This is a genomic window from Sulfitobacter sp. S223 (assembly GCF_025143825.1).
Lineage (GTDB): Bacteria > Pseudomonadota > Alphaproteobacteria > Rhodobacterales > Rhodobacteraceae > Sulfitobacter.
On sequence record NZ_CP083560.1, the window covers coordinates 1,867,756 to 1,884,204 of the forward strand.

Here is a 16,449-nt window from a genome sequence, read left to right on the forward strand (position 1 = left end):
ACCTATCCTTTAGGTTAGATCAAAACAGGCCGGCTTCGCGCGCGATCAGGGCTGCTTGTGTGCGGTTTGCGGCCCCGACTTTACGGTAGAGCGTTTTGACATGGAGTTTGATCGTCGGCTCGGTGATGACCAGATCACGCGCAATCTCTTTGTTCGACTTGCCCTCGGTCAACCCTTTAAGCACCTGCAATTCACGCGGTGTAAGCTTTTCGGCAAGGGCGTTTGTGGGTTCTTCTTCAATCGCCGTCATGAAATCAATGGGCGCATATTGCTCACCCATGGCCATGAACTTGACAGCATTCACCAGCGATTTGGCGGGCAGGGATTTGGGCACAAATCCGGCTGCGCCCGCTTCGAGTGCATCCTCGGCAATCTGGCGCGTCGCCTCTCCCGAAATGAGGGCGACCCGCTGCCCGTCTTTGAGGGCAATCGCTTTGCGCAGCCCGTCCAAACCATTCATGCCGGGCATGTTGTAGTCGAGCAGAATCAGATCGAATGGTCCATCATCTTCGATCTTCGCGCAGGCGTGATCAAACGTGCCTGCGGTCGCGGTCTCCATCTGCCCCTCTGCTTCAAGGAACATTACAAGCGTGTCGCGCAGCAGGTCGTGGTCGTCAGCAATCAAAACTCTCATAATACATCCTTCGAGCGTTGAGACATTGTAACCGCAGATTGTGGTACTTCAAAGGCGCAAATAGCGGGAAATTAGGGTTAACGCGGCCCCCCGAACGGATAGGATCGCCGCCATTCTGCCTTTGATGTGGGCCCTGTTGGGGTATCCGTCAACCATAAGTGCCCTCCACCTGTCCGCCCGCTCCGTTGCGGCAAGTGCCTGTTTTCGTTGATCACTAATCCAATATTTCTGATCAATAAGGACTGCTGCCATGACATACCTTACCACGTTCGACGGCCCATTGACACCTGCGACACCTCTGCGTGAAACCTATCTGCCCAGCTTGCGCACTTCACTGGTCGACGCCACAACGCCCCAGACAATCGCAGCGCTTTTGGCGCCTGGAAAACGGCGCATCAATTTTATGAATGCCCACTGCTTTAATGTGATGGCACGTAATAGGCAGTACGCAGCTGCAGTAAACAGCGCTGATTATCTGCTGCCGGACGGAATTGGTGTTGCTCTTGCCGCCAAGATGACAGGTCACAAGCTGACCGAGAACCTGAATGGCACCGACTTTATTCCCGCGATCTTAGAAGAGGCCGCGCAACGTGGTAAATCCGTCTATCTCTTTGGGGGTACTCCGGGAACGGCGGATAGGGCTGCGAACAATCTGATCCACAAGATCCCCAACTTGCGGATTGCCGGTGTGCGTGACGGTTATGCTCAGGCCCAGAACGATGCCGAGATCATCGCCGATATGAATGCCAGCGGTGCCGACATCGTGTTGGTGGCCCTTGGTGTGCCGATGCAAGAACTCTGGCTGCACCGCAATGCGCCCTACATCAATGCAGAGTTGACCATGGGTGTTGGCGCGGCGTTGGACTTCTTCGCAGGCAACGTATCCCGCGCGCCTGCATTGGTTCGCAAAGCGAAATGCGAATGGGTCTGGCGTTTGGCGCTAGAGCCGCGGCGTTTGGCAAAACGCTATCTTGCAGGCAATCCCAGCTTTCTTGCACGTGCTGCTAAACAAGCCGCTTTCGCGCTTCCAGCCAAGGCAGTTGCACAGCGCGCCCTCGATATCTCGTTATCCCTCACTGCGCTTGTTGTCCTGTCTCCGATCCTCGCGCTTACCGCGCTTGCCGTAAAGGCTGAAAGCAAAGGCCCTGTGCTGTTCACCCAAACCCGTATTGGCCAGAACGGTCGCCCCTTCACGATGGTCAAGTTCCGCTCCATGGTTTCGGACGCAGAAGCCCTGCGTGCAGGCGTTCTGACCGGATCAGATCGGGAAGGCCTCTGCTTTAAGTCGGCAGACGATCCGCGTATCACACGTGTGGGCCGCTTCATTCGCCGTTCGTCCATCGACGAGCTGCCGCAAATCCTCAACGTACTGCGGGGGCAGATGTCGATTGTCGGCCCGCGCCCCGCGTTGCCGTGCGAAGTTAATGCTTATCCACAGCGTGCATTCGGCCGTCTGGCCGTGAAGCCCGGTATCACAGGCATCTGGCAGGTATCCGGCCGCGCCGAGATCGGCTTTGATCAGATGATCGAAATGGATCTTGCATATGTGACCAAGCGGACGATCCTGCTCGACCTGATCCTTATAGCACTTACATTCCGCGCGGTCCTGACAGGGCGTGGCGCACATTAGGCCGCGTCCAGATAGCTTGCTGGGCGGGATCAGTATCCCGGGATTTTTCATCTACATCACCAGCGAAATTAAATTTGCATGAACTGGCCATCTGAAGCCTGATCTATCCGAAAGGATAGGTCTCTATCCCGATGCCCAGATGCGAGTTGGGGCTTGGTGTGACATCAAGCTCGGAGCAAGCATTAGGAGTTACATATGTTACACCGCATCTACACCTGCCTGGTCGCGACGGCCTTTGTTATCGGCTTGGGCACATCGGCGCAGGCCGAAGACACGCTACTTACCGTGACCTTTGACGGGAAAACGCAGACCTTCGATCGCGCCGCACTTGAGGCTTTTGACCTTGAAGTCATTGAGACAACAACGATCTGGACTGACGGCGCGCAGACGTTCGAAGGCGTATCACTGGCTGCTATCACTGACGCAATCGGTGCCGAAGAGGGCAAGCTGCTCGCGACTGCAATTAACGACTATACCGTGGAAATACCGATTTCGGATGCTGTTGAAAATGGGCCTATCATCGCGATGAAGTTGAATGGTGAAGAAATGTCAGTCCGCGATAAAGGCCCGCTTTGGATCGTGTATCCCTATGACGCAAAGGCCGACTACCGCACCGAAGTAATCTATTCGCGCAGCATCTGGCAACTCGACAGAATTGAAGTGGTCCAGTAACCCCTAGTGGAGCATTTCAAAAAAGCAGGGACAACTGTGGCGAACCTTATGAAGACAAGCATCAAACCCGGCCAGGCATTAATTGTCTTGGCCGGTCTTGTTGTTGTGCTGGCTATTGCCTTTCTGACATGGACCGTGCGCAGCGAGATCGAAGAGCTAAGCTCAGCCAGTTCCGATAATGTTCAATGGTCGCTTTCGCAAACCGAAGTTGAATTTCAGGAGTTCGCAGGCCGTATTAGGGTCGGGGCAGACCTGCCGGGGATACGGCGGCGGTTTGATATATTTTACAGCAGGATCAACACTGTTTCCACGGCCCATGTTTTTGAAGAGTTGCGCCAGGATACAGAGTTCAGGGAAACGCTTAGCAAAATTCAGACGTGGCTGGACACCGCGGTTTCCTATATTGATACATCCGATGCAGAGCTGACAGGCCAGATGCCTCGGCTGGCTGCCCTTGTTCAAGACATCAGGCCCGATGTGCGCAGATTATCTAATTCGGGCCTGAAAATCTTTGCCCGCAACGCGGACCAGCAGCGCAACGAAGTTGCTCGCACGATGATCGAATTGGCTCTCACTCTGGCTGCCTTGATCGCCGCACTGGGCATGTCAGTATTGCACTTTGTGCGATTGAACAGAAAGCTTGTGCGCAAGGAACGCGAACGGAGCCAGACGACGTCACGGATGAATACTGTCCTGCAAGCCTCTCTGGATGGTGTGATCGTGAGCGACGAAACAGGCACCATCATTGAATTCAGCCCCGCCGCCGAAGAAATTTTCGGGTACCGCGCTCAGGATGTGATCGGTCACGAACTTGGTGCGATCATAATACCTGACCACCTGCGCGCAAGCCACGATGCGGGAATGGCCCGAATGCGCGCAGGCGGCGAAAAACGTGTGGTTGGTAAGGGCAGGGTAGAGCTAGAGGCGAAACGCGCCGATGGCTCCATCTTTCCTGTGGAGCTTGCGGTCCAGTCCGCGGTCAGCGCTCAGGGTGAGATGTTTATTGCTTTTCTGCGCGATATTACACAGCAGAAGTTGGATGAGGCCGAATTGGTCGATGCGCGCGACAAGGCCATTGCAGGTGAGAAAAGCCGCTCCGAGTTCCTTGCCACCATGAGCCACGAAATTCGCACACCTCTCAATGGTTTGCTGGGCAACCTGAGCCTGATGCGCGATACCCCCGTCAGCACAAAACAAGACACCTATATGCGCAATATGGAAACATCGGGCCGTCTGCTTCTTAGCCATGTTTCCGATGTTCTGGATATCACCCGCTACGACTCGGGCAAGGTCAGCGCAAAGCTTGAGCCTATGAACATCTCCGACCTGCTTCAGGATATCATCGACAGCCAAAGCGGAATGGCGTCGACCCAGGAAACCACATTGGACTGGGGCTGGAACGGCCTTCCACAACACTGGATTACATCCGACAGCGACCGCCTTCAGCATGTGCTGATGAATGTTATTGGCAACGCTGTGAAATTCACCAAACGCGGACGGGTATCCGTCACCGTGAGTTGGCATAATGATGAAATCTCTTTCGAGATTGAGGACACGGGCACGGGCATCCCCGATGAGCTGCAAGACCGCATTTTCGATGATTTTGTAACCGGTAATGCCGCCTACGACCGGGAAGTGGGCGGCTCGGGCCTTGGCCTGAGCATCGCCAAGCGGTTCGTGAACGTCTTGGGCGGTGAGATTGATGTGGCAAGCGTTGTGGGGCAGGGAACTACATTCCGCGTAACTGTCCCCGCCACCAAAGCTCAGGCCACTTCCAGAAACGATCATGGTGCAAACAGCCATGCGCCTATTGCTCCGCAGCGGGTGCTTATCGTCGAGGATAACGAGATCAACCGCTTTGTTGCGCGTGAGATGTTGCAGGCAGACGGCCATCATGTGTCAGAAGCACACGACGGCCAGCAAGGCGTCGATATGGCCACGCATGAAAAGTTCGACCTGATTTTGATGGATATCAGTATGCCGGTGCTTGACGGACGCACTGCCACGCGCCGGATCAGAGAAGGCAAGGGCGCATCCTGTCGGTCCCGCATTGTTGCTTTGACCGCCAATGCCATGCCGTCAGAGCGTGACGATTTCATTGCTCATGGTATGGATGACGTGCTCACCAAACCGCTTAGGAAAGCGGATCTTCGCACAATGATGGGAGACGCGCCCGAGCCAGCCTCGGATGACGTCTCTGTCTTGGTTGATGACGCGCACATGCTTGAAACCTTGGAGGCTGTCGGGGCTGAGAACCTTCCCAAACTGCTTGCGCGCTATACAGGGGAAGTCGATCAGATGATCGAATGGCTGCAAAGTGATACGCATCTTGACCGTGGAGAAATCGCTGCGCAAGCCCATAGGATCGCAGGCAGCGCTGCCCTTTTTGGTGCAACCCGTTTTCGCGCCGCACTGCTCTCTATGGAAGAGGCGGCAAAAGCCGGTGAAGATGCCAAGGTGTTAGCCGCGATCACCTCACTGCCCGATCTTTGGAAGCGTAGCAAAAAGGCATTGTCCGAAATCGCCCTTACGGAATAAGAGTTACCATCCCAATCACACGCCCGATCTCGGCAAGGTTGGTTACCGTGCTGTCATAACATGCCATCGCATCGCCGGGCAGCAGATATGGATCGAAATCATCGCGGTCGGCACGGCGCAGCAGGTTTTCGATATTGCGTTCAATGACCACTGACACGCCAGAGACCGGATTGCGCGAGAATAAGACTGCAGAACGGTTTGCGCTGGTCGTCCGCGCGCCACCAACACAGTTGGCGTCAATCACGGCCTGAATATAACGCGAACCATACGGCACCTGACGCACGGTCTGGCCTATGGCGGATGCCGCGTTATTCTGCGCGGGTTGTGTCAGGTTGGACAAAAACAGGCTCACACCTGGCGGGCTGATCGGGCTGGGGCGCATAAGGTCGTCTTGGAAACACTGACGGCTTGGCACGCGCACCTCGTCACCTGTCAGCAGCATAATGTCTACGCTATTGCTGCCTTCAAAAACACCGCGCATGTCCAACCGGTAAAGCTTGCCTCCCCGTCGTACTTCCACCGCCGAGATATCGGCATCAGGCCGTACACCACCAGCCGCTCTCAAAGCAGCAGAGAGGTTGCGCCCTTCGGTTGACGCGCCAGAGGCGACCTGTCGCTGGCTGTCGACGGTATCTCCGCGCACGCCGCCAATCTCGACTACATGCGGCTCAAAGACTGCACCTGACACGCCAATAGAAACCGAGGCGAAATCAGTAGCGCGAACTGATATTCTAGGCCGCGTTTGATAAAACTGATCCGCAACCAATGCGGCGGCAATGTCTGCTTCGACTTCCGCAGTGCTGCGGCCCTGAGCGCGGATAGGCGGCAGGAAAGGCAATTTGAGCATCCCGTCCCGCGAGACGACATAGTTTCCGTTGAATGTATCATCGTCACTGATCCGCACATCCAGCAGATCATTCCTCGACAAGCGTTCACCTTTCAATGCACTTGCGGCAATGCCGGACCCTTTGCCCGCAGTCCCACCAAGCGGCAGACATTTTTGCAGGTTGATTTCCTCTGAGCGCAGCAAGTCGGCCTGCCGTCGCGTGACATCTGGCTCACGGTATTGCGCCTGATAGCCATCGCCCTGCGCCACCGGCTCGAGGTTGTCAGGCTGGTCGAAACTGGCACATGCACTTGTCATGAGTAATACGCTGATCGCGCTGGACAGTGTGGATCTTTTTGCCATGAAGGACTCCTGAAGATGGCTGAGTGTACCATAGGTTCAGCAGGGTTATCGAGCCACAAAACATGCGATTTTAAACCCTATCCCGATGGGTAGGGGGCGCTCCTTTTGCGCTTGCGGCCTGTCCTGCAGGGACCGAGACAGCAAGGATGGCTGCGGGCTAGGGTAGGGCAACATAACCGGAAAGACCCGACAGTGCCCTTCGCCGAGACAACAAAACATTTTGCGACTAACTTGATCGCTTACGGCGCATCAGAAGTGGCCGCCAAGGCGTCGCGTCTTTTCGTTGTTGTCGCCGTGGCCCGCACATTGGATCTGACGCAGATCGGCATCGCGGCATCGGCGCTGGCGGCAGGCGATCTTCTCAAGGCTCTGACCGAAAATGGCGTTGGTCAACGCATCATTGTCGCTAGCGACGAAGCGCTGGAGGCAACATGCACGGCCGCGCGCCGTATCTTCTGGCTCTGGTGCTTTGGTCTTTTCGCGGCTCAAGCCCTAATAGCTGCTGTACTCTACCTATCGGGCGGCAGTGCTGTGCTTGCCGGTCTCATCTTCGTTATGGGGCTTGAGTATCTGTTGATGCCTGCAGGTCTGGTCCATGTGGCACTTGCGATGCGCGCAGGCAAGCTGCGCCAAACCGCTGCCATCGGCGGCGCACAAATTGTGGGCGCTAATCTGCTTTCCGTTGCATTGGTGCTGATATATCCCTCCGCGCTCGCTCTCATCTTGCCGCGTGTTCTATCTGCTCCTATTTGGCTTGTCGCTGTTCGCGCCCTACATCCTTGGGCGCCAAAGGCAGGCATCAAACCTGCCCCTTTGCGGCCCTTCATTTCCTACGGCTGGGCTGTACTGGGCGTAGAAGTTGTCAAAGTGCTGCGCTTGCAAGGCGACAAGATCGTTGTCGGTCTTGCCCTCGGACCTCAGGCACTCGGCCTTTACTTCATGGCTTTCAATGCTGGTTTGAGCCTGTCCAATGCATTCGCAACGGCCTTTTCCACTGTTGTGTTTCCGCACCTCAGCCAGTCCCGTGATACTGCTGCTGCCATGCGTCAAAGCATTGTTGTGGGCCTTGGGCTGATCGCTCCGGTCGTCATCTTACAGTCTGCACTTGCTCCTTACTATGTGCCTGCATTGCTGGGCGAGGGTTGGGAAGACGTGGCTCCACTGGTTTCAATCCTTTGCCTTGTTGCTATCCCCACGACACTCTGGACCACTGCCGCAGGCTGGTTGCGAGTGTGTGGCAAGCCGCAGGTAGAGCTTTTGATGACTGCCACGCTCGCCGCAGCGGTGCTGTCTAGCACACTGCTTTTCGCCCCCTTCGGTCTCACTGCAATGGCTGTCGGATACGTTGTCGTAACGGGGGGGCTCATGCTGCTCGGTGCTCTCAAAATTCTTCAAAACGATCTGTTCCCCTCTTACCCGCAGGTACAGTCATGAGGGACTTCTCAATCATCATTCCATGCTACAACGCCGCTCTCACCCTCCAAGCGACCTTGCAAAGCATTCAGGCCCAGACCTGTCAGGATTGGGAAGTCATTTGTGTGGATGATGGCTCAACGGATGCAACGCTGGAGGTCCTGCATACTGCACGCAGCCTCGATCCGCGCATCCGCGTCATCCACAATGTGGGTAAAGGCCCCAGCCGGGCGCGAAACCTAGGGGCGCTTACCTTCGCCACAGGTGACGTGATAGCCTTCTGCGACGCGGATGACATTTGGGGGCCCGAAAAACTTGGCCAGCTAAACGACTGCTTTGACACACCCGACATCGACGCAGCCTTTGGACAGGTCGCCTTTTTCCAAGATGATCCTGCCGAAGTCACTGCCACTTCTACAATCCCCGCCACGCCGCTGAGCATTCAGATGCTGTTGGGGGAAAACCCCGTTTGCACCATGTCCAACATTGCCGTGCGCCGAGATGCCTTTCTGCGCACAGGTGGCTTTAACGAGGAGATGGTCCACAACGAGGATCTTGACTGGCTGATCCGTCTTGTCGGCACTGGCGCGCAAGTGGTTGGCATCGATGCGCTTCAAACATGGTATCGCAGCAGCCCTTACGGCCTCTCCGCCAATCTGCGCGCCATGCAACAGGGTCGCAAAGACGCCATCCGCACAGCTGGCCGGTTCGGACACGCCCCGACACGGCGCTCTGACGCGATTTTTCTACGCTATCTGTGCCGCCGGGCTTTGCGCTTGGGGCAGGGGCGTCTGCTACCTTTGCGTTTCGCTTTCAAAGGGGTGATGCGCAGTCCCGCTGGCTTCTTTAGCACCCCGTGGCGCGGCCTTGCCACATTGGCAGGTGCCATGCTTGTCCCCGTTCTTCCCTCCCGGCTCTCTCAAATTCTGTTCTCACGCTAACCCTCCCGATTAGGAGCACCTCATGCCCACAGCCTCTGTCATAGTGCCTGCGTTTAACGTGGCCAAAACCTTGCGGGCCACACTAGACGCTCTGTGCGCTCAGACCTTTAGAGACGTAGAAATTATCGTGGTGAATGACGGCTCTACCGATACGACCGCGTCGCTGTTGCGCGACTATGCGAACCGGCCCCACATAAAAGTCATCACCCAACGCAATCGCGGCCTTGCGGGCGCGCGCAACACCGGCATCGCTGCCGCATCCGGTGAGTTTATCGGTTTTTGCGATGCCGACGACTTGTGGTTGCCGGAAAAGTTGGCCGAACACGTAGCGCATTTGCAATCTGCACCACAAATCGGTGTGAGCTACTCTGGTTCTTGTATGATCGACGACAACGGCATTGCCCTTGGCATAAACCAGAGCCCGCGCCTCAAAAATATCACCGCGGCACATATCTTTAAACGCAATCCTATTGGAAACGGGTCAGCTCCTGTCATTCGCCGTGCGGTGTTCGATGCAATCGCCCACCGCCCTGCATCCGAGCAATCACGCGACTGGTATTTTGACGAGACATTCCGACAGTCCGAGGATATCGAATGCTGGTTGCGGATCGCCCTTACAACCGGCTGGCATTTCGAGGGTATTGAGGGACATCTCACACAATATCGCATCAGCGCGGGCGCCTTGTCCTCTGCAACCGATCTGCAATTGGCCGCTTGGGAACGGATGGTCGCAAAACTTGCCCTGATTTCGCCGGGGTTCTTTGCCAAACATACCAAAACGGCCCGCGCGTACCAGCTCCGCTATCTTGCCCGCCGCGCAATCAGTGACAAAGACACCGCGCGTGCTGTCGATCTGGTTGCGCAATCTGTCAAAGCGTCTTGGCTGCCGTTTTGGGAAGAGCCGCGCAAAACGCTCACGACGATTGCTGCAGCAGCGATTTTGCGCACTGCAGGCCCCCTTGCACTGGATGCACTTATGGAAAAGCGAGGCGCAAAGTCATGAAGGAGCTGCCAACCGTTTTGCACCTTGTCGACGATACCACCGCTGGCGGCGTGATGCGCGTTCTCGATTTTCTTCGGTCCGATCCGGAAATGGCCAAGACAGCAACGCATGAAGTCAAGTTTGTCAAACGTGGATCACTTTCCTGGCCTGTCGGGGCTGCGGATGTCGTCGTTTCACACCTGACGGTCTCTTGGTCTGCGTTGCCGTCACTGATGACCCTTCGCATGCGGTTTGCTCTGGTTCCGCTTATCCACGTCGAGCACAGCTATACAGAAGGATTTGTAGCCCACAACGTGACACATAAGCGCCGCTTTATCCGTTTGCTGAAAACAGCTTATGGATTGTTCGACCGCGTCGTGAGTGTCAGCAAGGGACAAGCAGACTGGATGATCGCAAGTCGTCTTATCAGGGGCGAAAAACTTTCCACCATCCAGTCTTGCGTCGATCTGGATGCCTTTCGGTCCGTGCCGGCGTCTACAAACCAAGCACGTGTTTTTGGAGCGATTGGCCGGCTGGACGGGCAAAAAGGGTTTGATACTTTGATAAAGGCGTTTCGCCAGTGCGCGGATCCCGATATTGCACTGCATATCATCGGAGAAGGTGCAGAAGAGGTCGCACTCAGATCCCTCGCAGGCGACGATCCCCGCATTGTTTTTCGTGGATTTTATGAGGATGCAACCGCTGCACTTGCGTCAATTGATGTCGTCGTCATGCCCTCGCGCTGGGAAGCCTACGGCCTGGTGGCCATCGAAACGCTGGCAAGCGGGCGTAGATTACTTTGCAGTAATATTGATGGTCTGAGGGATCATGAACAGCGCGGCGCGGTTCTGTTTGATGGAAAAAACGCATCGATATTGCGCGAGCTGATTGCACATGAAGCCCGATGTGGAAGGATAGACGCGCCAAACTGGAGCAAGCAGAAGACCTTGCAGCTGGAAAGCCGGTTTCGTGAGGCTTGGGATCACATGTTGCGCGAGGTGGATGTTCAATCCCGCTGATGCGGCCACTTAAATGTTACGCGTTGAGCAAATTTTGGCCAATTGGTTTGGAGATGGCGAGCGTTTAGAGGGCAAATCCGACGCGCGTTCATGCAGCTTCTGGTTCGGCTAGCAGAGGTAATACGTGCTGAACATTTTACTTTCGAATGGCGGTCATAAAGCCCTTTGTGCTTCTTTAGGAACTTCGTAGCTTTCTCCGCAGAATCAACCTGTTTGATTAGGCGGATCATTTCGGCAGGCTTCCCTGAACCGATTTGCTTGCCGATCAAGTCGGCGGCTTCGTGATATGGAACTTGCACGAGTTGCGCCAAAAGCGTTGCCTCAGCGCCGTTAAGCGTTCCCCACGCAAGAACTAGGTCAAGCATCGTTTCGCGGTGTAAGGGCGTCAACGGAAGCTTGTAGTTTCCTGCTTCCAATTCGCTGTTATGCGTTCTTTTGTCCATGATCGGCCATCAAGATCTTCACGAATGCGTGACATAGCGCGTGTGGGCACCCTGAGACCATCGCATGAAAACTCTCACCAGATCGGCAGTCGGAATTCCTGATTAGACCATATTGAATGATTTCAAAGATTATGGCGGAGAGACAGGGATTCGAACCCTGGGAAGGCTTGCACCCTCAACGGTTTTCGAGACCGCCCCGTTCGACCACTCCGGCACCTCTCCGCGGGGGTCTTGGAGCGCTCGTTTAGTTGGCTTTTCAGACCGGAGCAAGAGGCTGCCTGCGCATCTTTGCTGTTCTGGGGGATTTTCATTGCAGCGCCTTGTAGAAGAGCTACGTTAAAGGCGGCAATTTGCAAAGGACCCCCCATGCAATCGATACGTCAGGTACTAATGATCCCCCTCACAGCCCTCATGTTGGGTCTTTTTGCGTTATCAGCCACGGCAGAGCCCGCTGAGCGCGCGCAGGTTGAAGCATTTCTGGAAGTGACCGGTTTTGATGTGGCGCTGGAGAGCATCCGGTTGTCTGCGGATGCCGCGCCGCAAATGCTGGGTTTGCAAGCCGAGGATTTTGGATCGGAATGGAAGCGCCTTGTGTCCGAGGTGTTCAAGACCCAACTGATGCATGACATGGCGCTTGATATCCTGCAAAAAACCCTCACGGAGCAATTGCTGACCCATGCGGCAGATTTTTATGCGTCTGATCTGGGAAAACGGCTGGTCGTTGCAGAAAACAGTTCTCATATGATTGAGGAAGATGGCCTCAAATCCGAAAGCGGTGCGCAGATCATCGAGGGGCTTAACCGCATTGGTTCAGAGCGCGTTGCCATTCTGGAGCGACTGAACCGTGCCAGCGGCAGCGAGGAAAGCTCGCTCAAGTCTATTCAGGAGGTCCAGATCAGGTTCCTGATGGCTGCGGCGGGTGCAGGCGTGATCGAACTTCAAATGGACGAGCCTGATCTGCGCGAAGCAATGCAATCCCAAGAAGAGGAGCTGCGGGCCAACTTGCGCCAGAGCGCGCTTGAAGGGGCGGCTTATACGTATCAAGCGTTCTCAGACGAAGAGATGGTCGCTTACGCCGAGGCGCTGGAACACCCCGATATGCAGCAGGTTTATTCATTGATGAACGCGGTGCAGTACGAAATTATGGCCAACAGATTTGAAGCCGTCGCAGAACGTTTGCGCCAGATGCAGCCTAGTCAGGATCTATAGTAAGATGCGCAAACTGCTGGCCATTTTTCTTATCATGCTGACCGCCTTGCCGCTTTGGGCGGGCGCGCGGCACACGGTGCTAATGGATGTGCTGCAGATCCGCGAGCTGAGCGGCATTCTGCATGAAGAGGGGCTCCAGTTCGGGGCGACGTTGAACGATGACTGGCTTGAGGGGCAGGGTGGTCCGGCGTGGGCGGGGCAGGTGACCCGCATTTATGATGTGGATCGCATCGCAGAAGGCATTCGCGCCGGTCTTGAACCCGCGCTGGAAGGCGAGGTTCTTGAAGCCGCGATTGCGTTTTTTGCATCCGAATTGGGTAGCCAGATCATCACGTTTGAAAATGCGGCACGGCGTGCCTTGGCTGATCCTGAAATAGAAGCTCAGGCCCGCGCGAAATTCGTTAAACAACAAGACAGCAACGATGTGCGCCTCGTGCAGATCAACCGGATGATCAAGGCGGGTGATCTGATCAACCGCAACGTTACCTCTGCGCTCAACTCTAACTACCAGTTCCTGCGCGCATTGGTGGATGGTGATGTCTATACAATGAGCGATGAAGAAATTCTTGATGATGTCTTGTCCGAGCGCGAGGCAATCACCGAAGACACGAACATATGGCTTGGTGCTTTTTTGACGCTGGCCTACAGCCCACTCAGCCTAGAAGAACTGACATCTTATGCCGATTTTGCGGAATCCGAGGCCGGGCGTGCGCTTAATAACGGGTTCTTTGCCGGATTTGATCCGCTTTACGAAGATATCTCCTACGCGCTTGGCCGTGCAATGGCGATGAATATGGCCGCAGAAGAGCTTTAGCCTGTTTATCTGTTTGCCACCGCTTGACTTGCGCCCCTGATCCGCTGATAAGCGCGCAACTCGGCGGGAATTCCCGATTCCGGGGTTTTGTTAATGACGCCCAAGGGCGCGCTGTCTGACGGTGAGGGGCATACCCCCCTCGCGAACACCCGGTTACCGGGGGCCACAAGACGCGGAAAATGTGAAGGAAGACCTATGTTTGCGGTCCTGAAAACAGGCGGTAAGCAATATAAAGTTCAAGCGGGCGACATGCTCCGCGTAGAGCGTATTGCGGCATCTGCCGGTGAGACAGTTCAATTCAACGAAGTGCTGATGCTTGGTGGCGACAACCCACAGGTTGGCGCGCCCATGATCGAAGACGCCGGCGTTCAAGCCGAAGTTGTCGACCAGATCAAAGGCGAGAAAGTTATCCACTTCGTCAAGCGTCGCCGGAAGCACTCTTCCAAGCGCACCAAAGGCCACCGTCAGAAACTGACGCTGGTAAAGATCACCGAGATCATGGCATCCGGCGCAGGTAAATCCGGCGTAGCGGCAGCCATCGGCACGGGTTCCGTATCCGCAGCGGCAGTTGCAGCCATCACAGGTAAATCCGTTGAGGCGGCACCTGCGAAAAAAGCTAAAGCAGCAAAGCCTGCAAAAGCAGCGGCCCCTAAAGCCGAGAAAGCTGAAAAGCCTGCCAAGGCGAAGAAAGCTGCAAAGGGTGAAGGCGACGATCTGTCCCAGATCTCCGGCGTTGGCCCTGTCATTGTTGGCAAGCTGAATGACGCAGGCATCACCACATTCGCACAGATTGCGGCGTGGACAGATGCTGACGTAGAAGCGATTGAAGAGAAACTGTCGTTCAAAGGTCGTGTCGGTCGTGAAGACTGGATCGCACAGGCCAAAGATCTGGCAAAAGGCTAAGGAGAGACCTAATGGCACACAAAAAAGCAGGCGGCTCATCCCGTAACGGGCGCGACTCAGCTGGTCGTCGCCTTGGCGTTAAAAAATATGGCGGCGAAGTTGTCGTTCCTGGCAACATCATCGTGCGTCAGCGCGGCACCAAATTCTGGCCTGGCCAGAACGTGGGCATGGGCAAAGATCACACGATCTTCGCAACTGTTGACGGCAACGTTCAGTTCCACAAGGGCCTGAAAAACCGCACATTCATTTCTATCGTACCGGTAGCGGAAGCTGCTGAATAAGCCGTACCCGTAGAATGATACAATATCAGGGATCGGCGGAGACGCCGGTCCCTTTTTCGTTCTTGTCACTCCCTCAGGAGAGCGACCTATGTCTAGATCAGATACCATTCCAGAGTTGGCTCGTAAGGGTCTTCGCCTGCGTGCGCCGGTTCAGGCCGACATCGCAGCGCGCAAAACGTTGGGGCGCGTCCCCGAAATCACCCAGATGTTTGGTATACCGCTGGGCGATCCAAAGCCGATTTCGACGGCTGAAGCAGAAGGCTGGTTCGGGTCTCTGTCGGCCCAGCCGCTGGCGTGGGTGATAGAGGAGCAGGGCGCGTTAATCGGTGAAATCCGGTTGCAAAGCCATGTGATTGAAGACCGCCGCGCCGAGATGGAAATTTCCATTCTTGATCCTAAAAAGCTGGGGCAGGGGATCGGCCCACGCGCAATTCACCTGCTGTTGCGTCATGCCTTTGAAACAATGCGACTGCATCGTGTGGCTGTACGGGTTCTGGCATCCAACACCCGTGCAATTGTGGCGTTCCGCAAGGTAGGCTTTGTCGAGGAAGGTCGAGAGAGGCAGTCGTCAAAGGTGGGGCAGAAATGGCAAGATGACGTCATCATGGGCCTCTTGAATGCGGAATACGTAGGTATCGGGGTATGAGCATCGCTCTCGTTCCACTGACCGTTTTTGCGGCCAGTCAGGTAGGTACACCCGGTCCTGCGAATATGGCGTTGCTTGCCACGGGCGCGCGCTTTGGATTTCGTGCGGCGCTGCCTTTCGTGGCGGGTGTGGCTCTGGGCAAGCAGTTGATCATCTGGCCGATCGGTTTTGGTCTGATGGAGCTGGCAGAGGCTGCTCCGGGCGTGTTTACCGCGCTCAAGTATCTATCGGCTGCCTATATTATCTGGCTTGCGTGGAAGGTGGCGAACCTGCGTCTGGGGCATGGGGATGCTGCAACGTCTGTGCCTGGCTTTGCGGCGGGGTTGATTGTCCATCCTCTGAACCCCAAAGCATGGGCGATGATCGTTGGCAGTTTTACGGCCTTCGTTGGGCCTGATGTGCCGACACTGGCAGCGACTGCAACAGTTGCGGCCGTGTTGTTGGCCTGTCAGATGGTCATGCATCCGCTCTGGACCTTGGGCGGTAGCGCAATTGCGCGCACCGTTGCAGGTACGCGTGCTGAGCCCTATTTGATGTGGACCCTCGCGGGGCTGACGGTTGCTTCGGTTTTGTTTGTTTTATTTGGCGGAAAGTTCTGAGTATGGATATTTCGACACAACAGAAAACTCTGTTTACAGAACGGTTTGCAGTGCGTCCCGTGCAGATGTCCGATCTGACGCGGATCGAGCATTATGCCGCTGACATCCGGTTGGCTATGCATACGCCCCGCTTGCCTCATCCTTTGCCGCCTGGCCTGATTGCCGGCTTTATCGAGCGCGCGATGGCGCCAGATCGCGAAGAGGATGTCTGGGTGATGGATGGTGGGACATCCGGTGAAGAGGTTATGGGCGTGATCAGCCTGATGCGGCTTGACCGGAATCAGTCCGAGATCGGCTATTGGGTTGCGCCGCCCTTCTGGGGAACCCATTTAGCCTCTGATGCCGTGCAGGCGCTTGTGACCGGAAATCCGCTTGGTAATGCCGCAATGTTCGCGAGCGTCTTCCATGACAATCCCGCCTCTGCCAAAGTGCTTACCAACACCGGTTTCGCCTATCTGGGCGATGCTGAAATCTTTTGCCTTGCGCGCAATGCGACAGTGCCGACATGGACCTACAGCCTCAAGCTGCAGTAAACC

Annotated in this window: 16 protein-coding genes and 1 tRNA gene; 14 read left to right on the forward strand and 3 right to left on the reverse strand. The window is 55.7% G+C overall.

Annotated features, from left to right (window positions below; all coding sequences use genetic code 11):
- Nucleotides 1-19: 19 nt before the first annotated feature.
- Nucleotides 20-634 carry a response regulator transcription factor gene (locus K3757_RS08985; protein WP_260001123.1) on the reverse strand — a complete coding sequence of 205 codons (615 nt, stop codon included), beginning with the start codon at nt 632-634 and terminating at the stop codon, nt 20-22.
- Nucleotides 635-884: 250 nt separating this feature from the next.
- On the opposite strand from K3757_RS08985, the gene K3757_RS08990 reads away from it, so the two are divergent.
- The 3 genes from K3757_RS08990 to K3757_RS09000 all read left to right on the forward strand — a co-directional run bounded on the left by K3757_RS08990 (nt 885) and on the right by K3757_RS09000 (nt 5,474).
- Complete coding sequence (locus K3757_RS08990) at nt 885-2,264, forward strand: WecB/TagA/CpsF family glycosyltransferase (protein ID WP_260001124.1); 1,380 nt, start codon at nt 885-887, stop codon at nt 2,262-2,264.
- Nucleotides 2,265-2,459: 195 nt separating this feature from the next.
- Nucleotides 2,460-2,936 carry a molybdopterin-dependent oxidoreductase gene (locus K3757_RS08995; RefSeq protein ID WP_260001125.1) on the forward strand — a complete coding sequence of 159 codons (477 nt, stop codon included), beginning with the start codon at nt 2,460-2,462 and terminating at the stop codon, nt 2,934-2,936.
- Nucleotides 2,937-2,984: 48 nt separating this feature from the next.
- Nucleotides 2,985-5,474 carry a PAS domain-containing hybrid sensor histidine kinase/response regulator gene (locus tag K3757_RS09000; RefSeq protein WP_260001126.1) on the forward strand — a complete coding sequence of 830 codons (2,490 nt, stop codon included), beginning with the start codon at nt 2,985-2,987 and terminating at the stop codon, nt 5,472-5,474.
- Here the strand turns inward: K3757_RS09000 and K3757_RS09005 are convergent.
- On the reverse strand, nt 5,464-6,663 hold the full coding sequence (locus K3757_RS09005; RefSeq protein ID WP_260001127.1) for a polysaccharide biosynthesis/export family protein: 1,200 nt from the start codon (nt 6,661-6,663) through the stop codon (nt 5,464-5,466). The two genes, K3757_RS09000 and K3757_RS09005, sit on opposite strands and share 11 nt — an antisense overlap.
- 192 nt (nt 6,664-6,855) lie before the next feature.
- Here K3757_RS09005 and K3757_RS09010 point away from each other — a divergent pair, with 192 nt between their 5' ends.
- Genes K3757_RS09010 through K3757_RS09025 form a run of 4 tightly spaced genes read left to right on the forward strand, consistent with a single transcriptional unit; the run spans nt 6,856 to nt 11,018 of the window.
- Complete coding sequence (locus K3757_RS09010) at nt 6,856-8,097, forward strand: oligosaccharide flippase family protein (protein WP_260001129.1); 1,242 nt, start codon at nt 6,856-6,858, stop codon at nt 8,095-8,097.
- On the forward strand, nt 8,094-9,017 hold the full coding sequence (locus K3757_RS09015; protein WP_260001130.1) for a glycosyltransferase family 2 protein: 924 nt from the start codon (nt 8,094-8,096) through the stop codon (nt 9,015-9,017). Before K3757_RS09010 ends, K3757_RS09015 begins: the two co-directional genes overlap by 4 nt.
- 22 nt (nt 9,018-9,039) lie before the next feature.
- The gene (locus K3757_RS09020) at nt 9,040-10,020 is read left to right on the forward strand and encodes a glycosyltransferase family 2 protein (RefSeq protein ID WP_260001131.1); all 981 of its coding nucleotides are present in this window, start codon (nt 9,040-9,042) and stop codon (nt 10,018-10,020) included.
- Complete coding sequence (locus tag K3757_RS09025; protein WP_260001132.1) at nt 10,017-11,018, forward strand: glycosyltransferase; 1,002 nt, start codon at nt 10,017-10,019, stop codon at nt 11,016-11,018. The genes K3757_RS09020 and K3757_RS09025 overlap by 4 nt, the downstream gene beginning before the upstream one ends.
- Before the next feature lie 575 nt (nt 11,019-11,593).
- Here the strand turns inward: K3757_RS09025 and K3757_RS09030 are convergent.
- Nucleotides 11,594-11,683, reverse strand: a tRNA-Ser gene (locus tag K3757_RS09030).
- 144 nt (nt 11,684-11,827) lie between these two features.
- Here K3757_RS09030 and K3757_RS09035 point away from each other — a divergent pair.
- From K3757_RS09035 to K3757_RS09065, 7 genes are all read left to right on the forward strand, one after another.
- Nucleotides 11,828-12,670, forward strand: coding sequence for a DUF2059 domain-containing protein (locus K3757_RS09035; protein ID WP_260001133.1), 843 nt, complete (start codon nt 11,828-11,830; stop codon nt 12,668-12,670).
- Nucleotides 12,671-12,674: 4 nt separating this feature from the next.
- On the forward strand, nt 12,675-13,484 hold the full coding sequence (locus K3757_RS09040) for a hypothetical protein (protein ID WP_260001134.1): 810 nt from the start codon (nt 12,675-12,677) through the stop codon (nt 13,482-13,484).
- 195 nt (nt 13,485-13,679) lie between these two features.
- On the forward strand, nt 13,680-14,387 hold the full coding sequence (locus tag K3757_RS09045) for a 50S ribosomal protein L21 (RefSeq protein WP_260001135.1): 708 nt from the start codon (nt 13,680-13,682) through the stop codon (nt 14,385-14,387).
- Nucleotides 14,388-14,398: 11 nt separating this feature from the next.
- A complete protein-coding gene (gene rpmA / locus K3757_RS09050) occupies nt 14,399-14,668 on the forward strand; it encodes a 50S ribosomal protein L27 (protein WP_260001136.1) in 270 nt (89 codons plus the stop codon).
- An 88-nt stretch (nt 14,669-14,756) separates the two neighbouring features.
- Nucleotides 14,757-15,314 (forward strand): GNAT family N-acetyltransferase, encoded by a 558-nt coding sequence (locus K3757_RS09055; protein ID WP_260001137.1) that lies wholly within the window; start codon nt 14,757-14,759, stop codon nt 15,312-15,314.
- Nucleotides 15,311-15,913, forward strand: a complete 603-nt coding sequence (locus K3757_RS09060; RefSeq protein ID WP_260001138.1) for a LysE family translocator — start codon at nt 15,311-15,313, stop codon at nt 15,911-15,913. The genes K3757_RS09055 and K3757_RS09060 overlap by 4 nt, the downstream gene beginning before the upstream one ends.
- A 2-nt stretch (nt 15,914-15,915) precedes the next feature.
- A complete protein-coding gene (locus tag K3757_RS09065) occupies nt 15,916-16,446 on the forward strand; it encodes a GNAT family N-acetyltransferase (protein WP_260001139.1) in 531 nt (176 codons plus the stop codon).
- Nucleotides 16,447-16,449 lie beyond the last annotated feature (3 nt).